This is a genomic window from Ferrimonas sp. SCSIO 43195, assembly GCF_023716685.1.
In the GTDB taxonomy this organism is placed as follows: Bacteria; Pseudomonadota; Gammaproteobacteria; order Enterobacterales; family Shewanellaceae; genus Ferrimonas; species Ferrimonas kyonanensis.
The window spans coordinates 2,528,610-2,549,717 of sequence record NZ_CP072679.1; the positions used below are offsets into that span (position 1 = coordinate 2,528,610).

Below are 21,108 nucleotides of genomic sequence, written 5' to 3' on the forward strand. Positions count from 1 at the left end.
GTGAAAAAGTACGAGGAGCTGATCAAGCAGGTCCGCAGCCAAATCCAGAACGAGGTCTGGCAAACCGGAGACAAACTCCCTTCCCTCAGGAAGCAGGCCGAACTGTCCGGAGTAAGCCTGATGACGGTGGTGCACGCCTATCAGGTGTTAGAAAGCCAGGGCTGGGTGGTCTCACGGGCGCGGTCCGGCTATGTTGTTGCTCCCAAGATTGAAAACAGTGACTCGGTTCCCGCCAATGAACCGGTTGAAAAGACCGAGTCTGTAGACATTAACGACTTTGTTTTTGAAGTGCTTCAAGCCAGCCGTACCCCCAACATCACCGATTTTGGCAAGGTGCACCCCGATCCCACCCTCTACCCTCGCCAACACATCAACAAGTCGCTGATCAATACCGCTCGCACCCTGCCCGCCTCCAGTGCCATGGATAACCTGCCGCCCGGGAACCTGGAGCTTCGGCAGCACATCGCCAAGCGTTATGCCGCCCAAGGAATGACGGTGCACCCCGATGAAATCGTGATTACCACCGGCGCATTGGAAGCACTGAATCTGAGCCTGCAATCGGTCACTGAGCCGGGCGATTGGGTGGTGGTGGAGTCGCCCACGTTTTACGGCGCACTGCAGTCACTGCAAAGGCTGAACCTAAGGGCCCTGTCGGTAAGAACTCACGCAACGGAGGGCATTGATCTGGAGTCGCTTGAAAATGCCCTGCAATCCCATCCGGTGAAAGCCTGCTGGTTGATGACCAATCACCAGAATCCATTGGGGTTCACCCTGTCGGCGGACAAGAAGAAGCGGTTAATGGCCTTACTGGCTAAGTACGACGTCTACCTGATTGAAGACGACGTCTACAACGAACTCTATTTCGGCAGCGATAAGCCGCTGCCGGCAAAAGCCTTTGATCGCCACGGCAAGACGCTGCACTGCTCCTCCTTTTCCAAGTCGTTAGTGGCCGGATTTCGTATCGGTTGGGTTGCGGCAGGTAAAATGGCCGTTCCCATTCAAAAGCTGCAGATGATGAGCACCCTCTCCACCAGTGCACCAATTCAAATGACGCTGGCCTCCTACCTGTCCACTCGCAACTACGAAAGACACCTGCGCCAGTTACGCAGAACCCTGGAACAGAGAAAATTTGCCACCTGGCAGGCACTGCGAAATCACTTGCCGGCGCAAGTAAACATCAATTGTACCGAGGGTGGGTACTTCTTATGGCTGGAGTTGCCCGCCGATCTCGACGCCACTGAGCTCTATCGACGCGCGTTGCAACACAACATCTGCATTACGCCGGGCAAGATGTTCTCTGCCGGCGATTTTCACAATCACTGTTTCCGTTTAAACGTCTCTTTCGAACTCACCGATTCAAGGTTGAACGCCATTAAAACCCTGGGTGAACTCATTAAAAGCCTGTTGCCGACGCTGCCCCGGGCGGTCTGATGGCTCGGTAGCGTTCAACCGCCATTTAGGAACAAAAAAAAGCAGGAGGACCCGATAGGATCTTCCTGCGAAATGACTGCTTTCCAATTTTGAGCAGTAGGAAATCAGCCCGAGAGACCGCCCTTATCAGGGCGTAAAAAAGCTTGAGAGACTGAGATTAAAATTCAACTTTGATGGGCCACTCCTTCTGTACGCGCTCCTCCAGGAACGTTTTCTTCTGGGCATCGAGCTTGGCTTTGTCCAGACCTACCAGCACCTGAGCTTTTGCCTTGGTTGAGTAGTCAGGGAAGCTCACTTTGGCAACGCCATGCTTCGACAGAACAGTCTTAAGGGCTGCGCGAGCCTCTTTACCAATCTTCTTGGCTTTGGCCAACTCTTCCAGAGCGAGCTCCGGGTTGTGGGCGTGGATGCCGTGAGAGGCGATGGCGTAATCCCAGTACCACTGAGCATGACGGATAAGCTTGAGCGCGCCCTTCATTTCCGCTTCGGTGGCACCGGCTTTCCAGGCTTCACCCGCTTCGAAGTGGGCCTTAACGATGACATCTTCAGCAGCCAGTTGAGCCTTGTGAACCGCTTTCTTGTTCATGGCGATGGTGTCAACCAGCTCGGCCTTGGTGTCGTGGCAGTTAGAGCAGGTCTGATCGAAGTTATCGATGGCATTGCCGACGTTGTGCTTGGTGAACTCTTTACCGGAAGCACTTTCAACCTTTGGCATGTGACAATCGATACAGGTCACGTCCATCTCGGCGTGCGCCGTGGGCTGCCAGGTTTCCCACTCAGGGTGCTGCGCTTTCAGCATCGGCGCTTTGGAAATCTTGTGAGTCCAGTCTTTAAAGTTGAGCGCGTCGTAGTAGGCCAGCATGGCATCTGGGTTCTGACCACCGTTCCATGGGAACTTCACTTTCTTATGGTCGGTGCCATCGAAGTAGTACTCGACGTGACACTGGGCACAGGTCATGGCCGCCTGGATGTTGGGCTCCTGGTCTTCAAACTTCTGACCCGCCGCAGCAAAACCGCGCATGGCAAAAGGACGCGCCGGAGTCGGTTTGCCGGTTTCGGCGTCGTGACAATCGGCACAGCCTACGTTGTTGCCGATCTCGTGACCGGTGGCGCCCCACTTCTTGTCGGAGAAGTTGGCTTCGCCGATCTTGTCGTACATGCGACCAAGATCCGGAGTCTTACAGCCCCAGCAGGAAGCCGGCATTGGACCTTCAGAGTCGGTCATCGGGCCGCCGGTACGCAGGCTTCGGGTCAAGTCAGCAACAGCAAACTGGTGACCGCGAGGCTTGTTGTAGTCTTTGGCAAAACCATAACCGCCATAGAGAATCACGATCATTGGATCGTGCTCCAGAATGTCGCCCTGCTCGGTGGACTCGATGGTCGATGCCCAGGAAGCGTACTGTTCAGGGTACTTATCCTTCCAGGTAATGTTGTTGGCATCTTCCGGGGCGTTTTTGGCCAACGCCGAACCGCTAAGTACAGCAATGGCAACGGCTACAGCGAGTTTATTCAGTTGTTTCATATCATCCTCTCCGAGGTTTTTATTATCTTTCGAGAAGAATCATAGGCAGGGGATTGAAGCGCATGCATACCCCTTTGGGGGTATTGGCCGTGAAACCGATTTAGGATCACTGTATAGGCCACTTTTTGCTGAAATTAGTTTGAGTTTTTGAAAATATTTACCGCCACAGCGCCAAAAACAAGACGGAGCTGGAGGTTCTCTATAAGTCACGTTTTATCATAGAGTTAATAAAGAAATAACCATGCTGGATGAGGCAAAAACACCTACCTCAGAGCGTTTGTCATCGCCTTCCAACTCGCCTGATAGCACATCAAAATTGGCCTAGAAGATGCCATATGCCGCCATCACTTAAAGCCAAAACTGGGTGAAGCAACGTTGTAAATCACCAATCTTTCAACCCGTATAGATTTGTCGAGGTAATGAAAATGTACATAGCCAATGGCTACTCTTTAGTATGCGAATGCAGGATTTTGACCTCAAGAATCCGACCGCGACTAAGGGGTCACTTATCGGTGACTTGTTGCTTCAAAACGCAATGCATACGGAAACGCCCAAAGTTGTTAGCTTTGGGCGTTTCTTCTAGCAAACTGGGTTACGACAACCGAGCTTTAACGTGACATATGCAGAATTGGAAATGGTTTTCCCATATCATCAAGGGGTGAGCGTGAAACGACTTTAAATCCCATATGCTCATAAAAGCCTACAGCCAGTGGATTCTGCTCATTTACATCGACTTTGGTTGCCTCTAGCTGCTCAACTGCGTATTGCAGTAGAGTCTTGCCAGTGCCTCGCCCTCTTGCCTCATCTAAGATGAACAACATTTCAACCTTTGCGTCATGGACACCCACGAAGCCAAGGATTGCCCCCTGCTCATTCTTGGCGCACATCAGCGTCACAGCAGGAAACGCCTGCTCGATGATAACGGGTTTAAAAAACTCAATATCTTCCTCTGTTATGAAGCTATGAGTTGCTCGGACTGAGTTTTCCCAAACACTAAGCATTTCTACGTAATCTTCAGGAAGCACATTTTCTACAATCATCGTAGTTTCTCTTGTAGTGACTGAAATCTATGTGCAGCCGCGAGTTGCGCACTTTACCCTTTAGACATCCTACCCACAAGAGGTTTGATCACAGGAATGCTCAGGTTGATTGACCGCTATTGGCGCCCAAAGCGAACTGCCACTGTGGCAATGGCTCGCTGTCCAACTGACAGGCTCCTGTCGCCACATTGCGGTCATTGAGGCTTTCAATGACTCTGACCCTTTGAACCCCGTGTAGCTTGTGAAGAATAAGCTATTTCAAACCAGTATCTTAAGCCTGTTAGATGATGGTTTAATCAAGTCTGTGAGAGTACAATGGGTGGTCATTTTTCGAACGTGGTTGCCCTGATGATTGATGAAACCCCAAATAGAAGTGCTGCTGAAGTTTTTGGTCAAGTACCACCTCCGCCTCCGCAATTGCCTCCACGGCAGGATATTCTAAAAGGAGAATTGGCTGTAAGGCTTTCAGGTTCAAGCCTCTGGCTGCCTTTGAATGAGGAAACTATGACTAGGGTTCATCACAATCAGCCTTTGAATGATGACCTAAAAGGTTTACTTGCAAACAACCGCCAAAAGGCTCTTGAGTTCCTCTCTAAAGCGTTACAGCTTCCCAATCTTGCATTGTTCGCTGGTAGTGGAGCATCGCTAGTAGAGCCTAGGGGACCATCAATGTGGGACCTATGGGTTCGATGCCTGTTCACCAATGGAGAGTACAACTCTAGTATTCCTGCCATTGAACAGTTTCGGAAAGATGCTCAAGCTGTTTGCGAAAAGGTGAGGTATACGGATTTAGAATCACCCAATATCGAGCATTTCTTATCTGCTTGTGATGCGTACTTGGTGGTTTATCCAGAGGATGAAGAGGTGAAGCCCTTTGTAAGCAGTTGCAAGGCAGTCATTTTAGAAGCTTGTTCTGAGTTTTTGGATGATCCTCAGTCTGACATATCAGCCTATACCGAAATGTTGAGGAAGCTAGCAAGGCGACGCACGAGAGATCCTCGGCTGAAGGTTTTTACTACTAATTACGATATGTGCTTTGAAACAGCTTCTTCTGACTTAGGCATGATGGTTGTTGATGGTTTCTCATACACCAGACGAAGACGTTTCGATGGTCAATATTTCAACTTCGACGTAGTGAATCGAGCGAGTGAGGAACAGGCGTTTATCCAAGGGGTAATTCAACTCTACAAACTGCATGGTTCTGTGAGTTGGGAGCGTCGGGGCGATGGTATTTTTGAAGTTCAGCACCCCTCTCCTGATTCTGCTTGCTTGATATACCCAGCGAAAGGCAAGTATCAACAAGCATTTATACAACCGCATTTGGAACTGTTGTCACGATACTTGGAATTCTTACGATTGCCGAATGCGTGTCTAGTCGTTAGTGGTTTTGGATTCAATGATGACCATTTATCTGAACCTGTTTTGTCAGCGGTCAAGGCAAATCCTAGCCTGAAACTGATTGTCTGTGATTATGCTGCTCGTGAACAAATTGGCGGGGCAGGGAGTCACTACTGGCAGAAGTTGGCTTCTAGCGGAGCTGATGTGACTTTTATCAATGCGTCCTTTAAGCAGTTAGCTGAATTGATACCAAACCTCACCGCACTGAGCCCTGCTGAGCAGTTAGGCAATGATGTTCAGCGTTTACTGGCGGGGGCGAACAGGTGATTGATTCCTTGGAGTGTGGCGTACTCAACTCTGCTCTTAAAATAGGTGTGATAGCCGGAGTCAACGCTAAAGGTATCACACTGAATCTCACGAAGGCTGGCTTGAAGTCTGCGAGCTATCACAATGGTGGTCGATATGGCAGAGGAGAAGTCGGAGAGGTTGTCCTAATTGAGGGGCAAACAGGTTTGACTCTGGGTAAGGTACTGGATGTAAGGCTGCCTGAAAGGGAACGACAAGGCCTTACGGGAGGCAATCCCGAAGATGAGATTGATGCTATTGGTTATATGCAGGTACTGGGCTCTGTGTGTCTGAGTTCCTTAGCTGTCTCCGCTGGTGTCACGACTTATCCGAGAATTGGGGATAGTGTTTATTCAGCACCTTCCGAGTTCATAGCAAAGTTACCAGAGCTGTCAGACAGTAGTATTTCAAACGATAATCCTAGATTGATTAACCTTGGTGCAGTTGCTGATGGCATTGCGAGTGATGTAGCCATCAGTCCTGAGAAACTTTTTGGAAGACACTGTGCAATTCTGGGTTCTACTGGCGGTGGTAAGAGTTGGACTACAGCTCGATTGATTCAAGAGTGTGCAAAGTTTTTCAATGCAAAGGTGATCGTACTCGATGCGACTGGTGAGTATCGCAGCCTCCCAGAGGCATATACGATGCACCGTCACTTAGGAAGCCCACTTCATACCAATGAGGCTTCATTACCTTTTAAAATACCACCCACAGATTTCACTGAGTCTGATTTCTTAACGCTATTCGAACCGTCAGGGAAGGTGCAGGGACCCAAGCTCCGGGAGGCGATACGTAGTTTAAGGTTGGTTCATCTAGACCCGTCTGTAGGACAAGATGGTGTTCTAATGAAGGTCAACCAGTCTAAAGCAGCATTTAGAGCATCGATGCGTAAGAGGCACCCTCAAACTCAGGTACCGTTTTCTGCTTTAGTTGATTTGCCGTCACAGCCATTCAATGTGAAAAAGCTCATGAAGCAAATTGAACAGGAATGCTGTTGGTCAAATAATGATTCATGGGGAAATCCTACAAACGATCTGGGCTATTGCTCCTCGTTATTCACCCGCATCCAATCTGTACTCAAATCTCCTTCGTTTTCTGTGGTATTTGAAGAGGCTCAAAGCCCTTCATTAGGGGATATTTTGGATGATTTTTTACGCTCTCAAAGCCAAGTTCTTCGATTGTGTCTAAGTGCAACAAGTTATGAGTTCAACGCCAGAGAGATCTTAGCGAACGTGATAGGTCGTAAGCTCTTGTCTTACGCTAGAAGCGAGAGATTCACTGCGCGGCCTTTGCTAGCAGTAGTGGATGAAGCTCACAACTTTTTGGGGAAAAAGGTGGGCTTTGAAGAGTATGCGATACGCCTTGATGCCTTTGAAATCATTGCTAAAGAAGGGCGTAAGTATGGTCTCAACATTTGTCTTACTACCCAAAGACCTAGAGATATTACAGAGGGAGTGATCAGTCAGATGGGGACATTGCTTGTTCATCGTTTGACCAATAGTAATGATCGTGAACTGGTTGAGCGGGCATGTGGTGAAGTAGACAAGTCTATGATTGAGTTTCTGCCGAATCTTAAGCAAGGAGAGATAGCGGTTGTAGGTGTAGATTTTCCGATACCTCTAACGATCCAAGTCCATAAGCCTGAGCCGAGACCAAAGTCGGATAGCCCAAGTTATCAAAGCTACTGGTAGAAAACTTCGTTCAGGGGGGCTGAGTTGGGCAATTGAAATTGCGAACGACCGCTTTTGGCGCCGAAGCGATCTATAACGGGATCATGTCCTTAGGTGTAGGGTTGGAAGCGCAGCCTGGTTGACAGGCAGCGCACGCCACATTGCGGTCACTCGTGTCCACTATTGCGGGTCAACCTCAGTCCTTGCTTGAGCTTTTTGTTATATCTTTTTTAAACTCATCTTTAGTTGTATAAATCAGAAAAGCTAGAAATGAGATGGCTTTATACCCATTTAGCTTAGTTCCAAAATCTAAGTGTTTTCTACTACCATGAAGTATCCCATGTCGATTTGGCCCCTTGCTCTTAAATTTCTTACTACTTTTTGAAGACCCATTGGATAGTTGAAGTTTTGTCTTGAATGGCTCCAATAGAAACTGAGTGAAGAAATTTAATTTCACCTCTCCATCTTCAAATTTTTCCAAAATAGTATCTGAAGCTTTTTTCTTGGTGTTCGGGTCTGCAGAAAAGAAATATGTAAACTCTTCTCCGCATACTCCATCTGCTTGTGAAAATATCAATGGAATAGATGCGATATAGTTTCCTTCCTCGTGAAGCTTAAAAATAACCTCAAAAACATGAGCTCGATTTGGACAGAATTCAATCATCTTCTCTTTGATTTCATTCCAACATTCATCGATATGCAAGACCATTAGTTCATCAAGAGATTCTACTTCTTTATCTGGGCGATAAAAGAAGGTAAACCAATTAGGAAACCATCCATTTTCAGCCATTAATGAGACTTCTACTTTTCTTTCCTCTTGCCACTTCTGGGCTTGAGCAACGACTTGCTCAATAGATTTTTGGATTTCTTGAGCCACAGGCGCAAGTGCTTTCTGCGCTCTATCAATTTCAGTTGAAAAAGCTTCAGCTATTGGTCGATACTTTTCAGCGACACGATTCATCGCATCAACGTATGGAGCCATTGCTGCATTCATATTTTTGACTATTTTATTAAATTCTTTAGACATACTCTCTCAGAGACATAACGCCCTGTTAAGGGGTGAGCAACGCAATACTGTTGCCGCCGCATACCACCTTAATCACTAAAACCAATGCATAATGAAAATTCCACGTGTTGCGAATCCCTCTTAAACAGTTTGTTAAACGATTTTACTCAGAAGTTCATCTCGCAGATTAAATACGAATTCTCGAACATCGTCTTTAAGCCTTGTGTAGTGATCATTAGTCTCTACTATTTTATCCCCAACATTCCACCCATTGAATTTCGAAAGTTCTTTGTTTGCCCTACCACTATGTTTAATACAGTTATTTATACACCTTAGCTCATCATAAGATCTATAATTTTTCAAACCATCTAAAGCACAAACTTTTTTGGACACCTCCTTTTTTAAGGCTCCTATTCGATAAAAACTATCCAACTGCTTTTTTGTAAACAGCCCACTGTATTTCAGCATGTCTTTGATCGATATTTCCACACTTTTATAAAGTGCTACAATCTGCATTTCTTCCGCTAGCTCAACTGTTTGCCGACTTAGATAATGATCATCTGAATAGCTATCTATAATGAAATATTTTTCGTCCTCTGAAAGTTGTTCATCACTTTCAACTTCCTCAACTTTTTTACTCAAACACTGCTCTAAATTTGATTTAGCACTTAAGGCAGCGTAATACATTGCATCTATAACTTCTTCATCATAGTCGGCACTAAATTTAATTTGCAGTACCTTTAATGATTCTAACTGATTGCTTTTCATTTTCTTAAATGCTGACATTTTAACTACTCCAATCGTTTAACAGTATATTAGTGCGAATTCGCACTAAGCCCGAAATCCACACCTCAGCAATTGAGTTACTTTACTCTATTTTCTCACATACAAACAATAAGTTAGCGAAGAGTTGCCGAAATTTTCAACTAACAATTGGTGTGGAAAGTGCGCATTCGTAGTTACTGACGTTTTGGGTATGGAGCCAATGACTGCTTCTGGCGCCATTGCAGCCATTGAACAACCGCCACACCAGTGAGATTTAACAGGCACCAATCGCAGTGCGCCGTTAACGCTAGCAGGCCAATAGCCCCGGCCGAAGCATCAATGGTATAGTGTCGGCAAGAATCACCAATGAGAACGCCGATGGCCGTAATCCCTAAGAACTATGCCTCGCTGGAGCAAGGCTACCGTGATAAAGCCCTGAAACTGTTTCCCTGGGTGTGTGGCCGCTGTGCCCGTGAGTTTGTCTACTCCAACCTGCGGGAACTGACGGTGCACCACATCGATCACGACCACACCAACAACCCCAATGACGGCTCCAACTGGGAGTTGCTGTGCCTGTATTGCCACGATCATGAGCACTCAAAGTACACCGATGCGGCTCAGTACGGCTCCACCGTCGAAGCCGGCGCCGATCTCAAGCATGAGGCCGCCACCAGCAACCCCTTCGCCAATCTCAAGGCGATGATGGAAAAGAAAAACGGCTAACCGGCCGTTATTGCGGCGCGTTCAGTGGAATACGAACGCGCCCGTTGCTGCACAGCAGTCGCCGTGACGCCAGCAGCAACGACATCGCCGCCGATACCGACACCATCACCAGAATCGCCACCATGATGACAATCTGGTATTTGATCGCCACCATGGGGTCGGTGCCTCCCAGAATCTGGCCGGTCATCATCCCCGGCAACGACACCAGTCCGGTGGTACTGATGGTCGCCAGCAGCGGCGCCATCGACTGGCTCAGGGCCGATTGCAAAAATGGTTGCACAGCCTGCGCCGGTGTCGCCCCCAGCACCAACGCCCCCTGATACTCCCCCTGACGTTCGCCTAGCGCCGTTACAAACCGTTGCAGGGCCATGATGTTGCCACTGAGGCTGTTGCCCAGCAGCATGCCGGCCATGGGGATCAGGTACTGGGCATTATAAAACGGCTGCGGCCTCACCAGCCCCAGCACCATCACAAACAGCACCGGCACCAACGCCAGCCCCAGGCCCAATATCACCGGCATCAATGCCAGTGACCGCGGCAGGTGAGTCTTACTGACCACCGAGGACGCGCCAATGAGCACCATCGCCAGCAACCACAACAGGTTCAGTGCCAGACTGTCCAGATCAAACAGAAACTGCAGATACAGGCCCACCAGAACCAACTGAGCCACCATGCGCACCACCGCCCAAGCGCCCTCCCCGCCCATCGACAGCCGAAAGTGGCGATTGATCCACGCCGGCACCAGTAAGATGGAGAGAAACAGCAGCAGTTGCCACCAGGCAATGTCGATAACGCCGGCCATGTTAATCGGTTTCCTGTACGTATAAAGAGATAAGCGATGGGGAGGTCTTGGCTATTGAAGCAGTTGCCACAGGTAAAAAGCAATTGAATTTACACCAGCCTGACCCAAGATTAATAAAGTACCGACAGCAGGTTAGTGAAAGTCAGTTGCGACAATACCGGTCTGTATTGTAAGCATTCACGCCATTTTCTTAACCAGGAACGCCGAGTTGCCATGACCCGAGACTACTCGATACTGCAAAGCATTAAGATCAGCGTGTTGTTTATCACCGCCTTGTGGGGCGTGCTGGTGCTCGACAGCCTGTTCAGCCTGCACCTGGGTCACCTTGGGGTGTACCCCAGAGTCGAAATGGGGCTGATCGGCATCGTCACCGCACCGCTGATCCACGGCCACGCGGAGCATCTGGCGGCCAACAGCCTGGGGCTGCTGGTACTGGGGTCGGCACTGATCTATGGCTATCCGAGATCACGCTGGCCGGTGATCATCATCATCTGGCTGGCATCGGGGTTTGGCGTGTGGTTGTTCGGCCGTTCCAGTTTCCATTTTGGTGCCAGCGGACTCACCCACGGGCTGTTTTTCTACCTGTTCTTTATCAGCCTGCTGAGGCGAGACAGGCGCTCCATCGCCTTGATGATGATCGCCTTTTTCATGTTTGGCGGCATGCTGATGAGCATCTTTCCCAGGGATCCGGACATCTCATTTGAATACCACCTGTTTGGTGGGCTTGCGGGGTTAGGCTGTGCATTGGCGTTTCGCAATTGGGATCCCCTGCCCGAGACCAAACACTACTCGTGGGAAAAACAGACCGACGGCAACGACGACGATGCCATCGGCGATCTCTGGCAGCAGTCACCCGAAGAGGTTGCAGCCCGGCACGACGATGCCGACAAACCGGGCCCGAAGCCCTGACTAGGCGGGCTCTGCGTCCGTCTCCGGCGCCGGTTCTACCGACTTGGCATCGTCGGCGCCCAACCACTCCACCACCAAGTTGGTAAAGCGCTCGGGTTCTTCGGCCATGACCCAGTGGCCAGTGGGAAACGCCTCGACCCGGTTGCCCGCTTTGGCGGCCATCTCCGCCTCCCATTTACGGGAGTGGAAGGTCACCTTCTTGTCGGCGCCATAAATGAACAGCAGCGGGCACTCCACTTTAAGCGGCAACACCCCCAGCGGCTTTTTGGTCAGGGTATGGCTCCACTTCCACCAGTAGGAATAGGTCATGCCACTGTGAATGCTGGCCGGCTCTCCCGGTGCTTTCAGAATCGACGCCATCTTACGGGTCATGGCATCACCGATGCCGCCGCCGATGTTCCAGGCGGTCGCCAACCACAGTTGATAGCCGGCAATAAACAGCTTGGCCTTGGTGGGGATCTCGTGATCCCGGGAACCGGCGTCGCCGATGTCCACCGCCACGATGCGTTTCACCCGTGAACTATGGCGCAGGTAGTATTGATAACCAAAGACACAGCCCCAATCGTGAATCAGCAGCGTCACCGGCTTGTCCGGGCTGACGGCATCGACAATGGCGGCGATCTGGTCAATCAGCGCCTGCAGATCATACATCCTGCGAACGTGGGCCCGATCGTAGCCCGGTAAGGTAAAGCGAATGCAGCGATGATTCGCCTGCAGCGCCTCCACCTGACGGTCCCACAGCCTGTGGGTGTCCGGCCAGCCGTGGATCATCACCACGGTGTCATCGCCCTGCCCCTGTTCCAGCACTTCAATGCCATTAACGTGAATTCGTTTTTCCATTATTCCGTTCCCTGCGACACATTAGAGTTATTACTCTAATTCCATTGTAGCTACTAAACCTTGATCTGGATTAGATTCGCCAGTGAAAAAACACAACCAATATCACACCCTTACGCCAGATACAAAAAAGGCGGCCCGCGGCCGCCTGTTTGCATGACTGAGCCCTTAACGGGTCAAAAACCACTCAAAGTGGCTGTGACTCTTGAGCGCCTTGGTCGAGCCTTTCAGGCTGAAGGGATAGCCGCACAGCTTAAAGCTGCCACGGCGGGCAATCTGCCGAATCAAGATCTCGGTATCCATCGGCGAAAACGTCGCTAAATAAAAGCCGTCGGCTTCCACGTCCACCCGATAGGGGCGGTAGGCACTGTCGTCATTGAACACCAGTTCGGCGCAACTGGTATCGCCCTTTGCGGTTTCCAGCGACCACAGTTCGCCAACGGGAGCATCGTCCCCCTGCCAGCGTACGCTTAAGGTGCCGTTGTCCAGCCACAGCCAGTACTGATCCGGCATCTCCAGAATCGCCTCGGCTCTGGGTTTCACCACTTCCGGCTTAGGGGCGACTTCGGGCTGGCTGACGCTGTCGCTGCTCTGCTCCGTCTCCCAGTTCAGCTGGCCGACCCAAGGCACCAGCATCGCCGTCACCAGCAGCAGCGCCACTGCGGCTTTCAGTGCCAGTGGCAACTTCAGCAGCGCCCCTAAGGAACGGCGCCACAGTGTCAGATAGAGCTGATGGGCGTCTGGCAATTCATCCTGTACCGCAGCGGTAACCGACGGCGGCGTTTCCAGTGCCTCGCCGCCGATCAGCGACGGCTCAACCCGGCGGGAGTACAGGGCATCGCCACGGTCATTGGCCATCATCGGCCCACAATACCCCCCAACCATTGCGTCGCCGTCGCCCTTACCGGGACGAATCGCCAGTTGGGCGGTGGCCAGCAACCACACCAGCGCCATGATGATAAATACCGTCATGGTCAGGTAGGGCAACGCCACCAACAACACCATTGAGGTCGCTACCGGCGCCACCACCGGCCAGCCCGTTAGCCTGGCATCACGGCCCCGGCGCCAGGCAGACTCCTTGAGCACGGGGTACAGCAACAGGGCCACCGCCAGCGCCACATAGGGCGCCACCAGAGGCAATGCCAGAAACAGACTGATGATCACCAGAGACGCAAGCAAGCCGCCAGCCTGAATGGCGACAAATCGAAGCGGGTTGTCCTGACCCTGATGGCAAAAAAGAGTTTTCAATGAGGTTCCCAAAGCACTGTTCAAAACTACCCTACAAGGGTACCGAAATCTGGTAAAACTGTCAGTGCAAATTGTCACCAGTCAATGTTTCAGACCGCTGTGGCCACTTTCAGGGGAACAAATTCGGCAATTGGCGCCAGTGTGGTTTGAGCAACTACACTTACAACTTATTGCTTCATTGAGGATTTGTATGATCAGAGCCTGGCTTTTGCTCCTGTGTCTGCTCAGCCCGTCCATCGCCGCCGATCCACAGGTGGCGCCGCTACCGGCCACCCCCAGCGACGACACTTTTGCCGATGTCTGGCCCATCATGGCGTCGCCCATGACCGGCGACCTCGATGCCATGATCGCCCGGGGGGAGATTCGAATCCTGACCACCTTCAGCCTCGGCTGGTATTATATTGATGGTGGCCACCCGATGGGCATCACCTATGAAAACGGCCGCAATTTCGAAGCCTTTGCCCGCCGTATTCTGGGGGCTCCGGCCAAACTGCTGAAAGTCACCCTAATCCCGGTGCGCCGTGATCAGCTTATCCCCTACCTGATGCAGGGCTATGGCGATCTGATCTTTGCCAACCTCACCATTACCGAGCGTCGCCAGAGCCAGATCGCGTTCTCGGCCCCGGTCAGTGACGACACCCAAGAGCTGATCGTCACCACCGACCAGTTCGGCAAGATCGATTCGCTGCACCAACTGGCTGGAAAACGGATCACCGTACGCCGTGAATCGAGCTATTACGACAGCCTGATGGCCATGAACGAACGGCTAAAGCGTAAGGGGCGCCAGGAGATACAGATAGAACTGGCGGATCCCCGGCTGGAGGATGAAGACCTGCTCAAGTTCGTTAGCAGCGGTGTGTTAGGAGCCACCGTCATCGACAAGCATAAACTGCCGGTATGGCTGAAGCGCTACCCCAACCTGGTCACCCTCGACGCTGTGCCGCTACGCAGCGGCGGCCATGTCGCCTACGGCCTTCGCAAAAACAGCCCGCAGCTGCAATCCTTGATGGATCGTTATGCCACCACCTATCGCTCCGGCGGTCACACGGTCAACGTACTGCACCACCGTTTTCTGCAGAGTGATCGCTGGCTGACCCACGCCCGCTCCTCCAACAATCTCGACACCCTGGCCCAGTTGCAGACTTGGTTCGAGACCTACGGCGAACAGTATCATTTCGACTGGGTACTGCTGGCGTCCTTTGCCTATCAGGAGTCAAAATTCAAACAGACCGCACGCAGCAGTGCCGGTGCGGTGGGGATCATGCAGGTGCTGCCCTCCACGGCCGCCGACAGGCGGGTGGCCATCAAAAACATTCATGAACCAGAAAACAACATCCACGCTGGCACCAAGTACCTGTCGGTGATTCGCAGTCGCTACTTTGATGACGAGGCCCTGACCCCGTTTAACCAGATGATCTTTAGCATCGCCGCTTACAACGCTGGCCCCAACCGCATCAATCGACTTCGGCAACAGGCGGCCCAGCGGGGACTGGATCCCAATCGCTGGTTTGGCAATGTTGAGTATCTCGCTGCTGCCCGAATCGGTGCCGAAACCGTTAACTACGTGGCCAACATCTATCGCTATTACATTGTCTACAAGCGAGGCCTAAGCGAACTTGGGCAGAAGCGTCAATTGCAGCGCGCCATGGAGGGAACGGGCAACAGCGGCAATTTGCCCTAAACTGATAGACAGCATCACTGACAACAATAGTGAATAAAACCAATAAGGAGCGGCTTTGATTCCAGTTGGGGACGACAGCAAAGCGCCAGTGACATTCAAGCCGTGGCTACCCGGCTTGCTGCTGCTGTGCCCCGCTGCCCTGGCCTCCTCCGTTAACCCCAATCAATGCCAACCGGAACAGGTGGTAATCACCACCAACAATGTGTTTGAGCAGCAGGAAAGTGGCTTTACCTGGATTCACGAATGGGCCAACTGGCTGCACCCGGTTACCCGCACCGTTACCGTTGAGGACCAGATTCAAGGCTTCGACCTGTGCAGTGCCGACGAAGACCTCTATGAGGTGGAGCGCCACCTGAGAGAGCTGAGCTACCTGCGCAGCGCCACGGTCACCCGCAAGGTCGACGCCGGCGAAGAGCGGCTGGTGGTGGAAACCTGGGACACCTGGTCTTTGCTGCCCAAATTTGACTTCTCCCGTCAGGGGGGCGAGTCCAAGTTCGGCATCGGCATCATCGAATCCAACCTGCTGGGGTTCGGCGCCCAGACCGAACTGGCCTACTTCTCCGAGACCGATCGCACCGGCTACGTCTTCGATCTGCAGACCGGTTTGTTTCAGGGCAACCACCTCTCCGCCCGCATCACCCTGATCGACTCCGACGACGGCGAACGCCAGTTTCTGCAGCTGAAACGGCCATTTTACTCCATGGACAGCCGCTGGGCCGGTAACCTGTCTCTGGATCAGGAGCAGCGCGAGGATCAGGTCAAACAGGGGGGCGACACCATCAATGAGTTTGCGGTGGAACTGGACAACCACGACGTGTCTCTCGGCTGGTCTGACGGCCGGGTCGGCGATCATACCCTTAGATGGCAACTGGGATTTCACTATTGGGATCAACGTTTCGCGGCCATCGACGACACCACGCTGGTGCCCGATGACCGCAAACAACAGCAGTTGTGGTTGCAACTCGGGCTGCTGGAAGACCACTACGCCGAGGTGTATAACCTCTACCTCATCAACAAGGTGGAAGACGTCAACTTTGGTATCAACAGCTGGCTGCGTCTGGGCTGGGATTTTGAGCACGACGCGCCGGCACTGACCACCGGCTTTCAGCGGGGCCATCAGATAAATGGCCACCAGCGCTGGTTCTACTCCCTGTACCTGCAAACCGACCCCATCGACGGCGATCGCTATCGAACCCTGGCCAGTGCCCGCACCGAATGGTTTCATGCCCTCGCCGACCAATGGGCGTGGTTTAACAAACTGGAGTTAATCGCCAGCCACAACCAATATCTGGACGAGCCGGTGGCGTTGGGAGGAGATACGGATCTGCGCGGCTACCCGGTGCAGTTTCAACACGGCGACCATACCGCCCTGATGAGCAATGAGCTGCGCTACTACCCGGGCATCACCTGGTACCAGCTGCTAGAAGTGGGCGGAGTGGTGTTCTGGGACCTGGGCCGCACCTTTGGTGACACCCCCTATCAGGAAGAGAATACCGAGTTGCTGCAGAGTGTCGGCATCGGCATGCGCCTCTACTCCTCCCACTCCAGCAACAACGTCATTCACATGGACCTGAGCCACCCCATCACCGACCAACAGGGAGTCGACAACATCGAATGGCGGCTGCAGGTCCGCAGCTACTTCTAGTTCAGGCCGGACACCACTTCGGCGGCCTGTCGAATGGCACGCTTGGCATCCAGCTCTGACGCCAACTCGGCGCCGCCCACCAGAATGTAAGGGATCTGCGCCGCTTCCAGATCCGGCACCAGGCCGCGATTGGACTCCTGGCCGGTACACAGCACCACGTGATCCACCTCCAGCACCTTGTCCTGATCGTCGTGGCGAATGTGCAGGCCCTTATCGTCTACTTTCAGGTACTCCACCCCAGACATCATGGTCACGCCACGATCCTTAAGCACGGTACGGTGGATCCAGCCGGTGGTCTTGCCCAGCCCTTTGCCGGGCTTGGTGGTTTTGCGCTGCAGCAGGGTAATGTCACGGGCCGATTCAAAGGCGGTGCTGTCCCGTTCGGTCAGACCGCCGCCTTCGGTGTAATCCGGGTCTACGCCCCACTGCTTCAACCACACCTGGGGATGCAAGGTGGCAGATTCATGGGCCTCAGACAGGTATTCGCCCATATCAAAGCCGATGCCACCGGCTCCCATCAAGGCCACTTTTTTGCCCACTTCTACGTCGCCGCTTAACACCTGCTGGTAGGTCACCACCTTCTGATGATCCACACCCTCGAGTTTTGGCACTCGCGGCGTCACCCCGGTGGCCAGCAATACATGGTCAAACGCCTTCAGGGTGTCGGCGTCCGCAGGACAGCCCAGCTTCACCTCCACACCGAGGCGATTCAGGCGTTGACGGAAATAATCCAGCGATGCGGTAAATTCCTCTTTGCCCGGGATCTTACTGGCAAGATTGAACTGGCCGCCCAGGGTATCGCTCTTTTCAAACAGGGTTACACTGAAGCCACGCTCGGCGGCATAACAGGCACTGGACATGCCCGCCGGACCGGCGCCCACCACCGCCACCCGCTTACCAGAAGCGGTCGGCTCCAGTTTCAGCTCGGTTTCGTAACAGGCAAAGGGGTTCACCAGGCAGGTGGCCCGCTTCAGAGAGAAGGTATGATCCAGGCAGCCCTGGTTGCAGCCGATGCAGATGTTGATGTCTTCCGCTTCATCTCGGGCCGCCTTGTTAACGAACTCCGCATCCGCCAACAACGGCCGGGCCATGGACACCATGTCTGCCTGACCACTGGCCAGAATCCCTTCGGCCACTTCCGGGGTATTGATGCGGTTGGTGGCCACCAGAGGCACGCTGACCTCCTTGCGCATGCGTTCGGTGATGAAAGAGAATGCCGCGCGCGGCACGCTGGTAGCAATGGTGGGAATGCGGGCTTCGTGCCAACCGATGCCGGTGTTGATGATGGTGACGCCGGCTTGTTCCAGCCACTTGGCCAGTTGCACCACCTCCTGCCAATCATTGCCGCCTTCCACCAGATCCAGCATCGACAAACGGAAGATAATGATAAATTCGGGACCGACTGCCTCACGAATCGCTCGCACCACTTCCAGCGGGAACTTCGCCCGCGCTTCGATTTCGCCGCCGTACTCATCGGTACGCTTGTTGGTGCGGTTACACAAAAACTGGTTCAGCAAATAGCCTTCGGATCCCATCACCTCGACACCGTCATAACCGGCTTTCTGAGCCAATTTGGCCGAGCTTGCGTAGTCTTTTACCGTGCCTTTGATCTGGCGAACACTGAGCTTGCTGGGCTTAAACGGGTTGATGGGCGCCTTGATCTTGCTGGCGGAGACACTGAAGGGGTGGTAGCCATAACGGCCCGCGTGCAGTAACTGCATGCAGATTTTGCCCCCCTCCTGGTGCACGGCATCGGTGATTTTCCGGTGACGGGACACCTGCCAGGGGAACGACAACTGACTAGAGTGCGGTGCCAGACGACCGCGAAAGTTCGGGGAGATCCCCCCGGTAACGATGAGGCCTACGCCGCCTCGCGCCCGTTCTGCGAAGAAGGCAGCCAATTTATCGAAGCCGCCCTTCTCCTCTTCGAGCCCGGTGTGCATGGAGCCCATTAAGACGCGGTTTTTCAATGTGGTGAAGCCCAAATCCAGGGGCTCTAACATGTGCGGGTAAGACATCGCTCTACCTTTAAACATCCATTTAAAACAGGTGTCCAGATTACCTTGGGGTGATCAAGATCACAACACTTGTATAGGTGTTTGAATAAAAAGGGTTACAATTGAGTCATGCAACTCGCGGAAGGGTTTTGTAGCATACACACTGATGCTATCAGAACATTGTTCCGCCTGTCGGCAGCCAAACCAGCCCTGACAGGCGAAGCACAAAACCGGCCAGCACCATTTATTGGCCGTATTTTAGAAAAGGATTGCGACACCTATGTCTCAAAAACGACCGTTGTTGGTAAGAATATTCCGTTTTATCTGGTCCGCCTTTAACGGCATTCGCCGAACCATCATCAACATTGTGTTCTTCGGCCTGCTGGCCGCCATTGTCATTGGCATGAGCCAGGACAAGGCACCGACCGTACCAGAAGGCGCCGCGCTGGTGCTGAACCTGAACGGCAACCTGGTCGAGCAGAAGAAAGATCTCGACCCAATGCAACTGCTGGCCCGCCAGGATGACGACCAAGAGCAGGAGATCCTGCTCGACGACTTGCTGATGACCATCGACGAAGCCGCCAGTGACGACCGCATCTCCGCCATCGTGCTGCGTCCCGGCGGTGTGGCCGGCGGCATTGCCAAACTGCAACAGGTAGGCGAAGCACTGCAAGCCTTCCGTGCCAGTGGCAAACCGGTCATCGCCCAGTCCGGCTGGTACAGCCAGAACCCCTACTTCCTAGCCAGCTACGCCGATGAAATTCAGCTCAACCGCAGCGGCATGGTGTCCATCGAAGGCATGGGCATGTACCGCCTGTTCTACAAAGAGCTGCTGGACAAAATTGGGGTGAAAACCCACCTGTTTCGGGTCGGCAAGTACAAGTCGTTTGCCGAGAGCTATACCCTGAACGAAATGTCCGAACCGGCCAAAGAGGCCAACCGTGCCCTGCTTGGCGATATCTGGGGCCACTACAAATCCACCATTCACGCCAACCGCGACCTGCAAGACGGTCTGTTTGATCGCAACCTCGACCAGCTGGAAGCGGCCCTGAAGGCCTCCAACGGCGACTTCAGTCAGTACGCCTTCGACAACGGCCTGGTGGACTCGCTGATGACCTCGGTCGAGATGCGCGACGCCCTGATTGAACGCTTCGGCACCCTGGCGGAAGACGACAGCAAGTTCAACGGCATCGGCTGGCAAGACTATCTGAGCCAGATTCCACCAAAACTGGACCTGTTGACCAGCGACACTCAGGTGGCCGTAGTGGTGGCCCAGGGCACCATTTTGCCTGGCAACCAACCTCCGGGCACTGTCGGCGGCAACTCCATGGCCAAACTGCTGCGTGAAGCCCGGGAAGACGCCAAGATCAAAGCCGTGGTGATTCGCGTCGACAGCCCCGGCGGCAGCGTGTTTGCTTCGGAGCAGATTCGCCAGGAGATCCTGGCTCTGAAACAGGCCGGCAAGACCGTGGTCTCCTCCATGAGTTCGGTGGCGGCTTCCGGCGGCTATTGGATCTCGGCCAACACCGATCGCATCTATGCCATGCCATCGACGGTCACTGGCTCCATCGGCATCATCGGCATGATTCAAACCTTTGAAGACACCGCCGCCACCGTTGGCGTCAACATGGATGGTGTCGGCACCACCGAGATGTCCGGTTTGAACGTGTTCTCACCACTGCCAGAACAGTTCAAGTCCATCATGCAGATGAATCTGGATAAGGGCTATCGCGACTTCATCGAGCTGGTCTCAACGGCCCGAGGTCTGGATCTGGATCAGGTAGAATCACTGGCACAAGGCCGGGTCTGGAGCGGCATCGCCGCCAAAGAGCTGGGGCTGGTGGACGAGCTGGGCGATCTGGATGACGCCATTGCCGGCGCCGCCGAACTCGCCGGACTGGAGAGCTTTGATACCGTGGTGATCGAGCAACCGGTCAGCCCAGAGCAGGAGTTTCTGCGCGAGTTTCTCGGCAGTGCCGGTATCGAACTGCCCAGTGGCGGCCCCAGCCTGTTGTCTCAGCTGAAACAGCAGTTGCTGGCGCCATTGGAGCAGCGGTTGTCGCTCACCGATCCGGCCAACACCTACCTGTTGTGCCTGGAGTGCGGTGAGTTGTAATCACAATCTCAGCGTTTAACAAAGGCCTCCGTT

General features: G+C 53.1%; 16 protein-coding genes. 8 read left to right on the forward strand and 8 right to left on the reverse strand.

What is annotated here, in order from left to right; all coding sequences use genetic code 11:
- Entirely contained in the window at nt 1-1,431 is a 1,431-nt protein-coding gene (locus J8Z22_RS11910) for a PLP-dependent aminotransferase family protein (RefSeq protein ID WP_252006556.1), read from the forward strand.
- 157 nt (nt 1,432-1,588) lie between these two features.
- On the opposite strand, the gene J8Z22_RS11915 is transcribed toward J8Z22_RS11910, so the two are convergent.
- Both J8Z22_RS11915 and J8Z22_RS11920 read right to left on the reverse strand, forming a co-directional pair.
- Entirely contained in the window at nt 1,589-2,953 is a 1,365-nt protein-coding gene (locus J8Z22_RS11915) for an ammonia-forming cytochrome c nitrite reductase subunit c552 (RefSeq protein ID WP_028114873.1), read from the reverse strand.
- Nucleotides 2,954-3,561: 608 nt separating this feature from the next.
- Complete coding sequence (locus tag J8Z22_RS11920) at nt 3,562-3,993, reverse strand: GNAT family N-acetyltransferase (protein ID WP_252006557.1); 432 nt, start codon at nt 3,991-3,993, stop codon at nt 3,562-3,564.
- Nucleotides 3,994-4,341: 348 nt separating this feature from the next.
- Between J8Z22_RS11920 and J8Z22_RS11925 the strand changes: the two genes are divergently transcribed.
- Both J8Z22_RS11925 and J8Z22_RS11930 read left to right on the forward strand, forming a co-directional pair.
- Nucleotides 4,342-5,658 carry an SIR2 family protein gene (locus J8Z22_RS11925; protein ID WP_252006558.1) on the forward strand — a complete coding sequence of 439 codons (1,317 nt, stop codon included), beginning with the start codon at nt 4,342-4,344 and terminating at the stop codon, nt 5,656-5,658.
- On the forward strand, nt 5,655-7,367 hold the full coding sequence (locus tag J8Z22_RS11930; protein ID WP_252006559.1) for an ATP-binding protein: 1,713 nt from the start codon (nt 5,655-5,657) through the stop codon (nt 7,365-7,367). The genes J8Z22_RS11925 and J8Z22_RS11930 overlap by 4 nt, the downstream gene beginning before the upstream one ends.
- Before the next feature lie 175 nt (nt 7,368-7,542).
- Here the strand turns inward: J8Z22_RS11930 and J8Z22_RS11935 are convergent, their stop codons facing one another.
- Entirely contained in the window at nt 7,543-8,373 is an 831-nt protein-coding gene (locus tag J8Z22_RS11935) for a hypothetical protein (RefSeq protein WP_252006560.1), read from the reverse strand.
- Nucleotides 8,374-8,505: 132 nt separating this feature from the next.
- Nucleotides 8,506-9,138, reverse strand: a complete 633-nt coding sequence (locus J8Z22_RS11940) for a hypothetical protein (protein ID WP_252006561.1) — start codon at nt 9,136-9,138, stop codon at nt 8,506-8,508.
- A 357-nt stretch (nt 9,139-9,495) separates the two neighbouring features.
- Between J8Z22_RS11940 and J8Z22_RS11945 the strand changes: the two genes are divergently transcribed.
- Entirely contained in the window at nt 9,496-9,840 is a 345-nt protein-coding gene (locus tag J8Z22_RS11945; protein ID WP_028114889.1) for a YajD family HNH nuclease, read from the forward strand.
- Nucleotides 9,841-9,847: 7 nt separating this feature from the next.
- On the opposite strand, the gene J8Z22_RS11950 is transcribed toward J8Z22_RS11945, so the two are convergent.
- Nucleotides 9,848-10,642: an ABC transporter permease gene (locus J8Z22_RS11950; RefSeq protein WP_252006562.1), complete on the reverse strand. Its 795-nt coding sequence runs from the start codon at nt 10,640-10,642 to the stop codon at nt 9,848-9,850.
- 213 nt (nt 10,643-10,855) lie between these two features.
- Between J8Z22_RS11950 and J8Z22_RS11955 the strand changes: the two genes are divergently transcribed.
- Nucleotides 10,856-11,551, forward strand: coding sequence for a rhomboid family intramembrane serine protease (locus J8Z22_RS11955; protein ID WP_252006563.1), 696 nt, complete (start codon nt 10,856-10,858; stop codon nt 11,549-11,551).
- Here J8Z22_RS11955 and J8Z22_RS11960 read toward each other — a convergent pair whose 3' ends face one another.
- Both J8Z22_RS11960 and J8Z22_RS11965 read right to left on the reverse strand, forming a co-directional pair.
- Nucleotides 11,552-12,391 (reverse strand): alpha/beta fold hydrolase, encoded by an 840-nt coding sequence (locus J8Z22_RS11960; protein WP_252006564.1) that lies wholly within the window; start codon nt 12,389-12,391, stop codon nt 11,552-11,554. It abuts the gene before it with no gap.
- Between the two features lie 165 nt (nt 12,392-12,556).
- Complete coding sequence (locus J8Z22_RS11965; protein WP_252006565.1) at nt 12,557-13,636, reverse strand: hypothetical protein; 1,080 nt, start codon at nt 13,634-13,636, stop codon at nt 12,557-12,559.
- A 190-nt stretch (nt 13,637-13,826) separates the two neighbouring features.
- Between J8Z22_RS11965 and J8Z22_RS11970 the strand changes: the two genes are divergently transcribed.
- Both J8Z22_RS11970 and J8Z22_RS11975 read left to right on the forward strand, forming a co-directional pair.
- Entirely contained in the window at nt 13,827-15,317 is a 1,491-nt protein-coding gene (locus tag J8Z22_RS11970; RefSeq protein WP_252006566.1) for a transglycosylase SLT domain-containing protein, read from the forward strand.
- Nucleotides 15,318-15,372: 55 nt separating this feature from the next.
- Nucleotides 15,373-16,962 carry a ShlB/FhaC/HecB family hemolysin secretion/activation protein gene (locus J8Z22_RS11975; RefSeq protein WP_252006567.1) on the forward strand — a complete coding sequence of 530 codons (1,590 nt, stop codon included), beginning with the start codon at nt 15,373-15,375 and terminating at the stop codon, nt 16,960-16,962.
- Here the strand turns inward: J8Z22_RS11975 and J8Z22_RS11980 are convergent.
- A complete protein-coding gene (locus J8Z22_RS11980; RefSeq protein WP_252006568.1) occupies nt 16,959-18,980 on the reverse strand; it encodes an NADPH-dependent 2,4-dienoyl-CoA reductase in 2,022 nt (673 codons plus the stop codon). The genes J8Z22_RS11975 and J8Z22_RS11980 overlap by 4 nt on opposite strands.
- Before the next feature lie 259 nt (nt 18,981-19,239).
- Here J8Z22_RS11980 and sppA point away from each other — a divergent pair, with 259 nt between their 5' ends.
- On the forward strand, nt 19,240-21,075 hold the full coding sequence (sppA, locus tag J8Z22_RS11985) for a signal peptide peptidase SppA (RefSeq protein ID WP_028114895.1): 1,836 nt from the start codon (nt 19,240-19,242) through the stop codon (nt 21,073-21,075).
- Nucleotides 21,076-21,108: the final 33 nt, after the last annotated feature.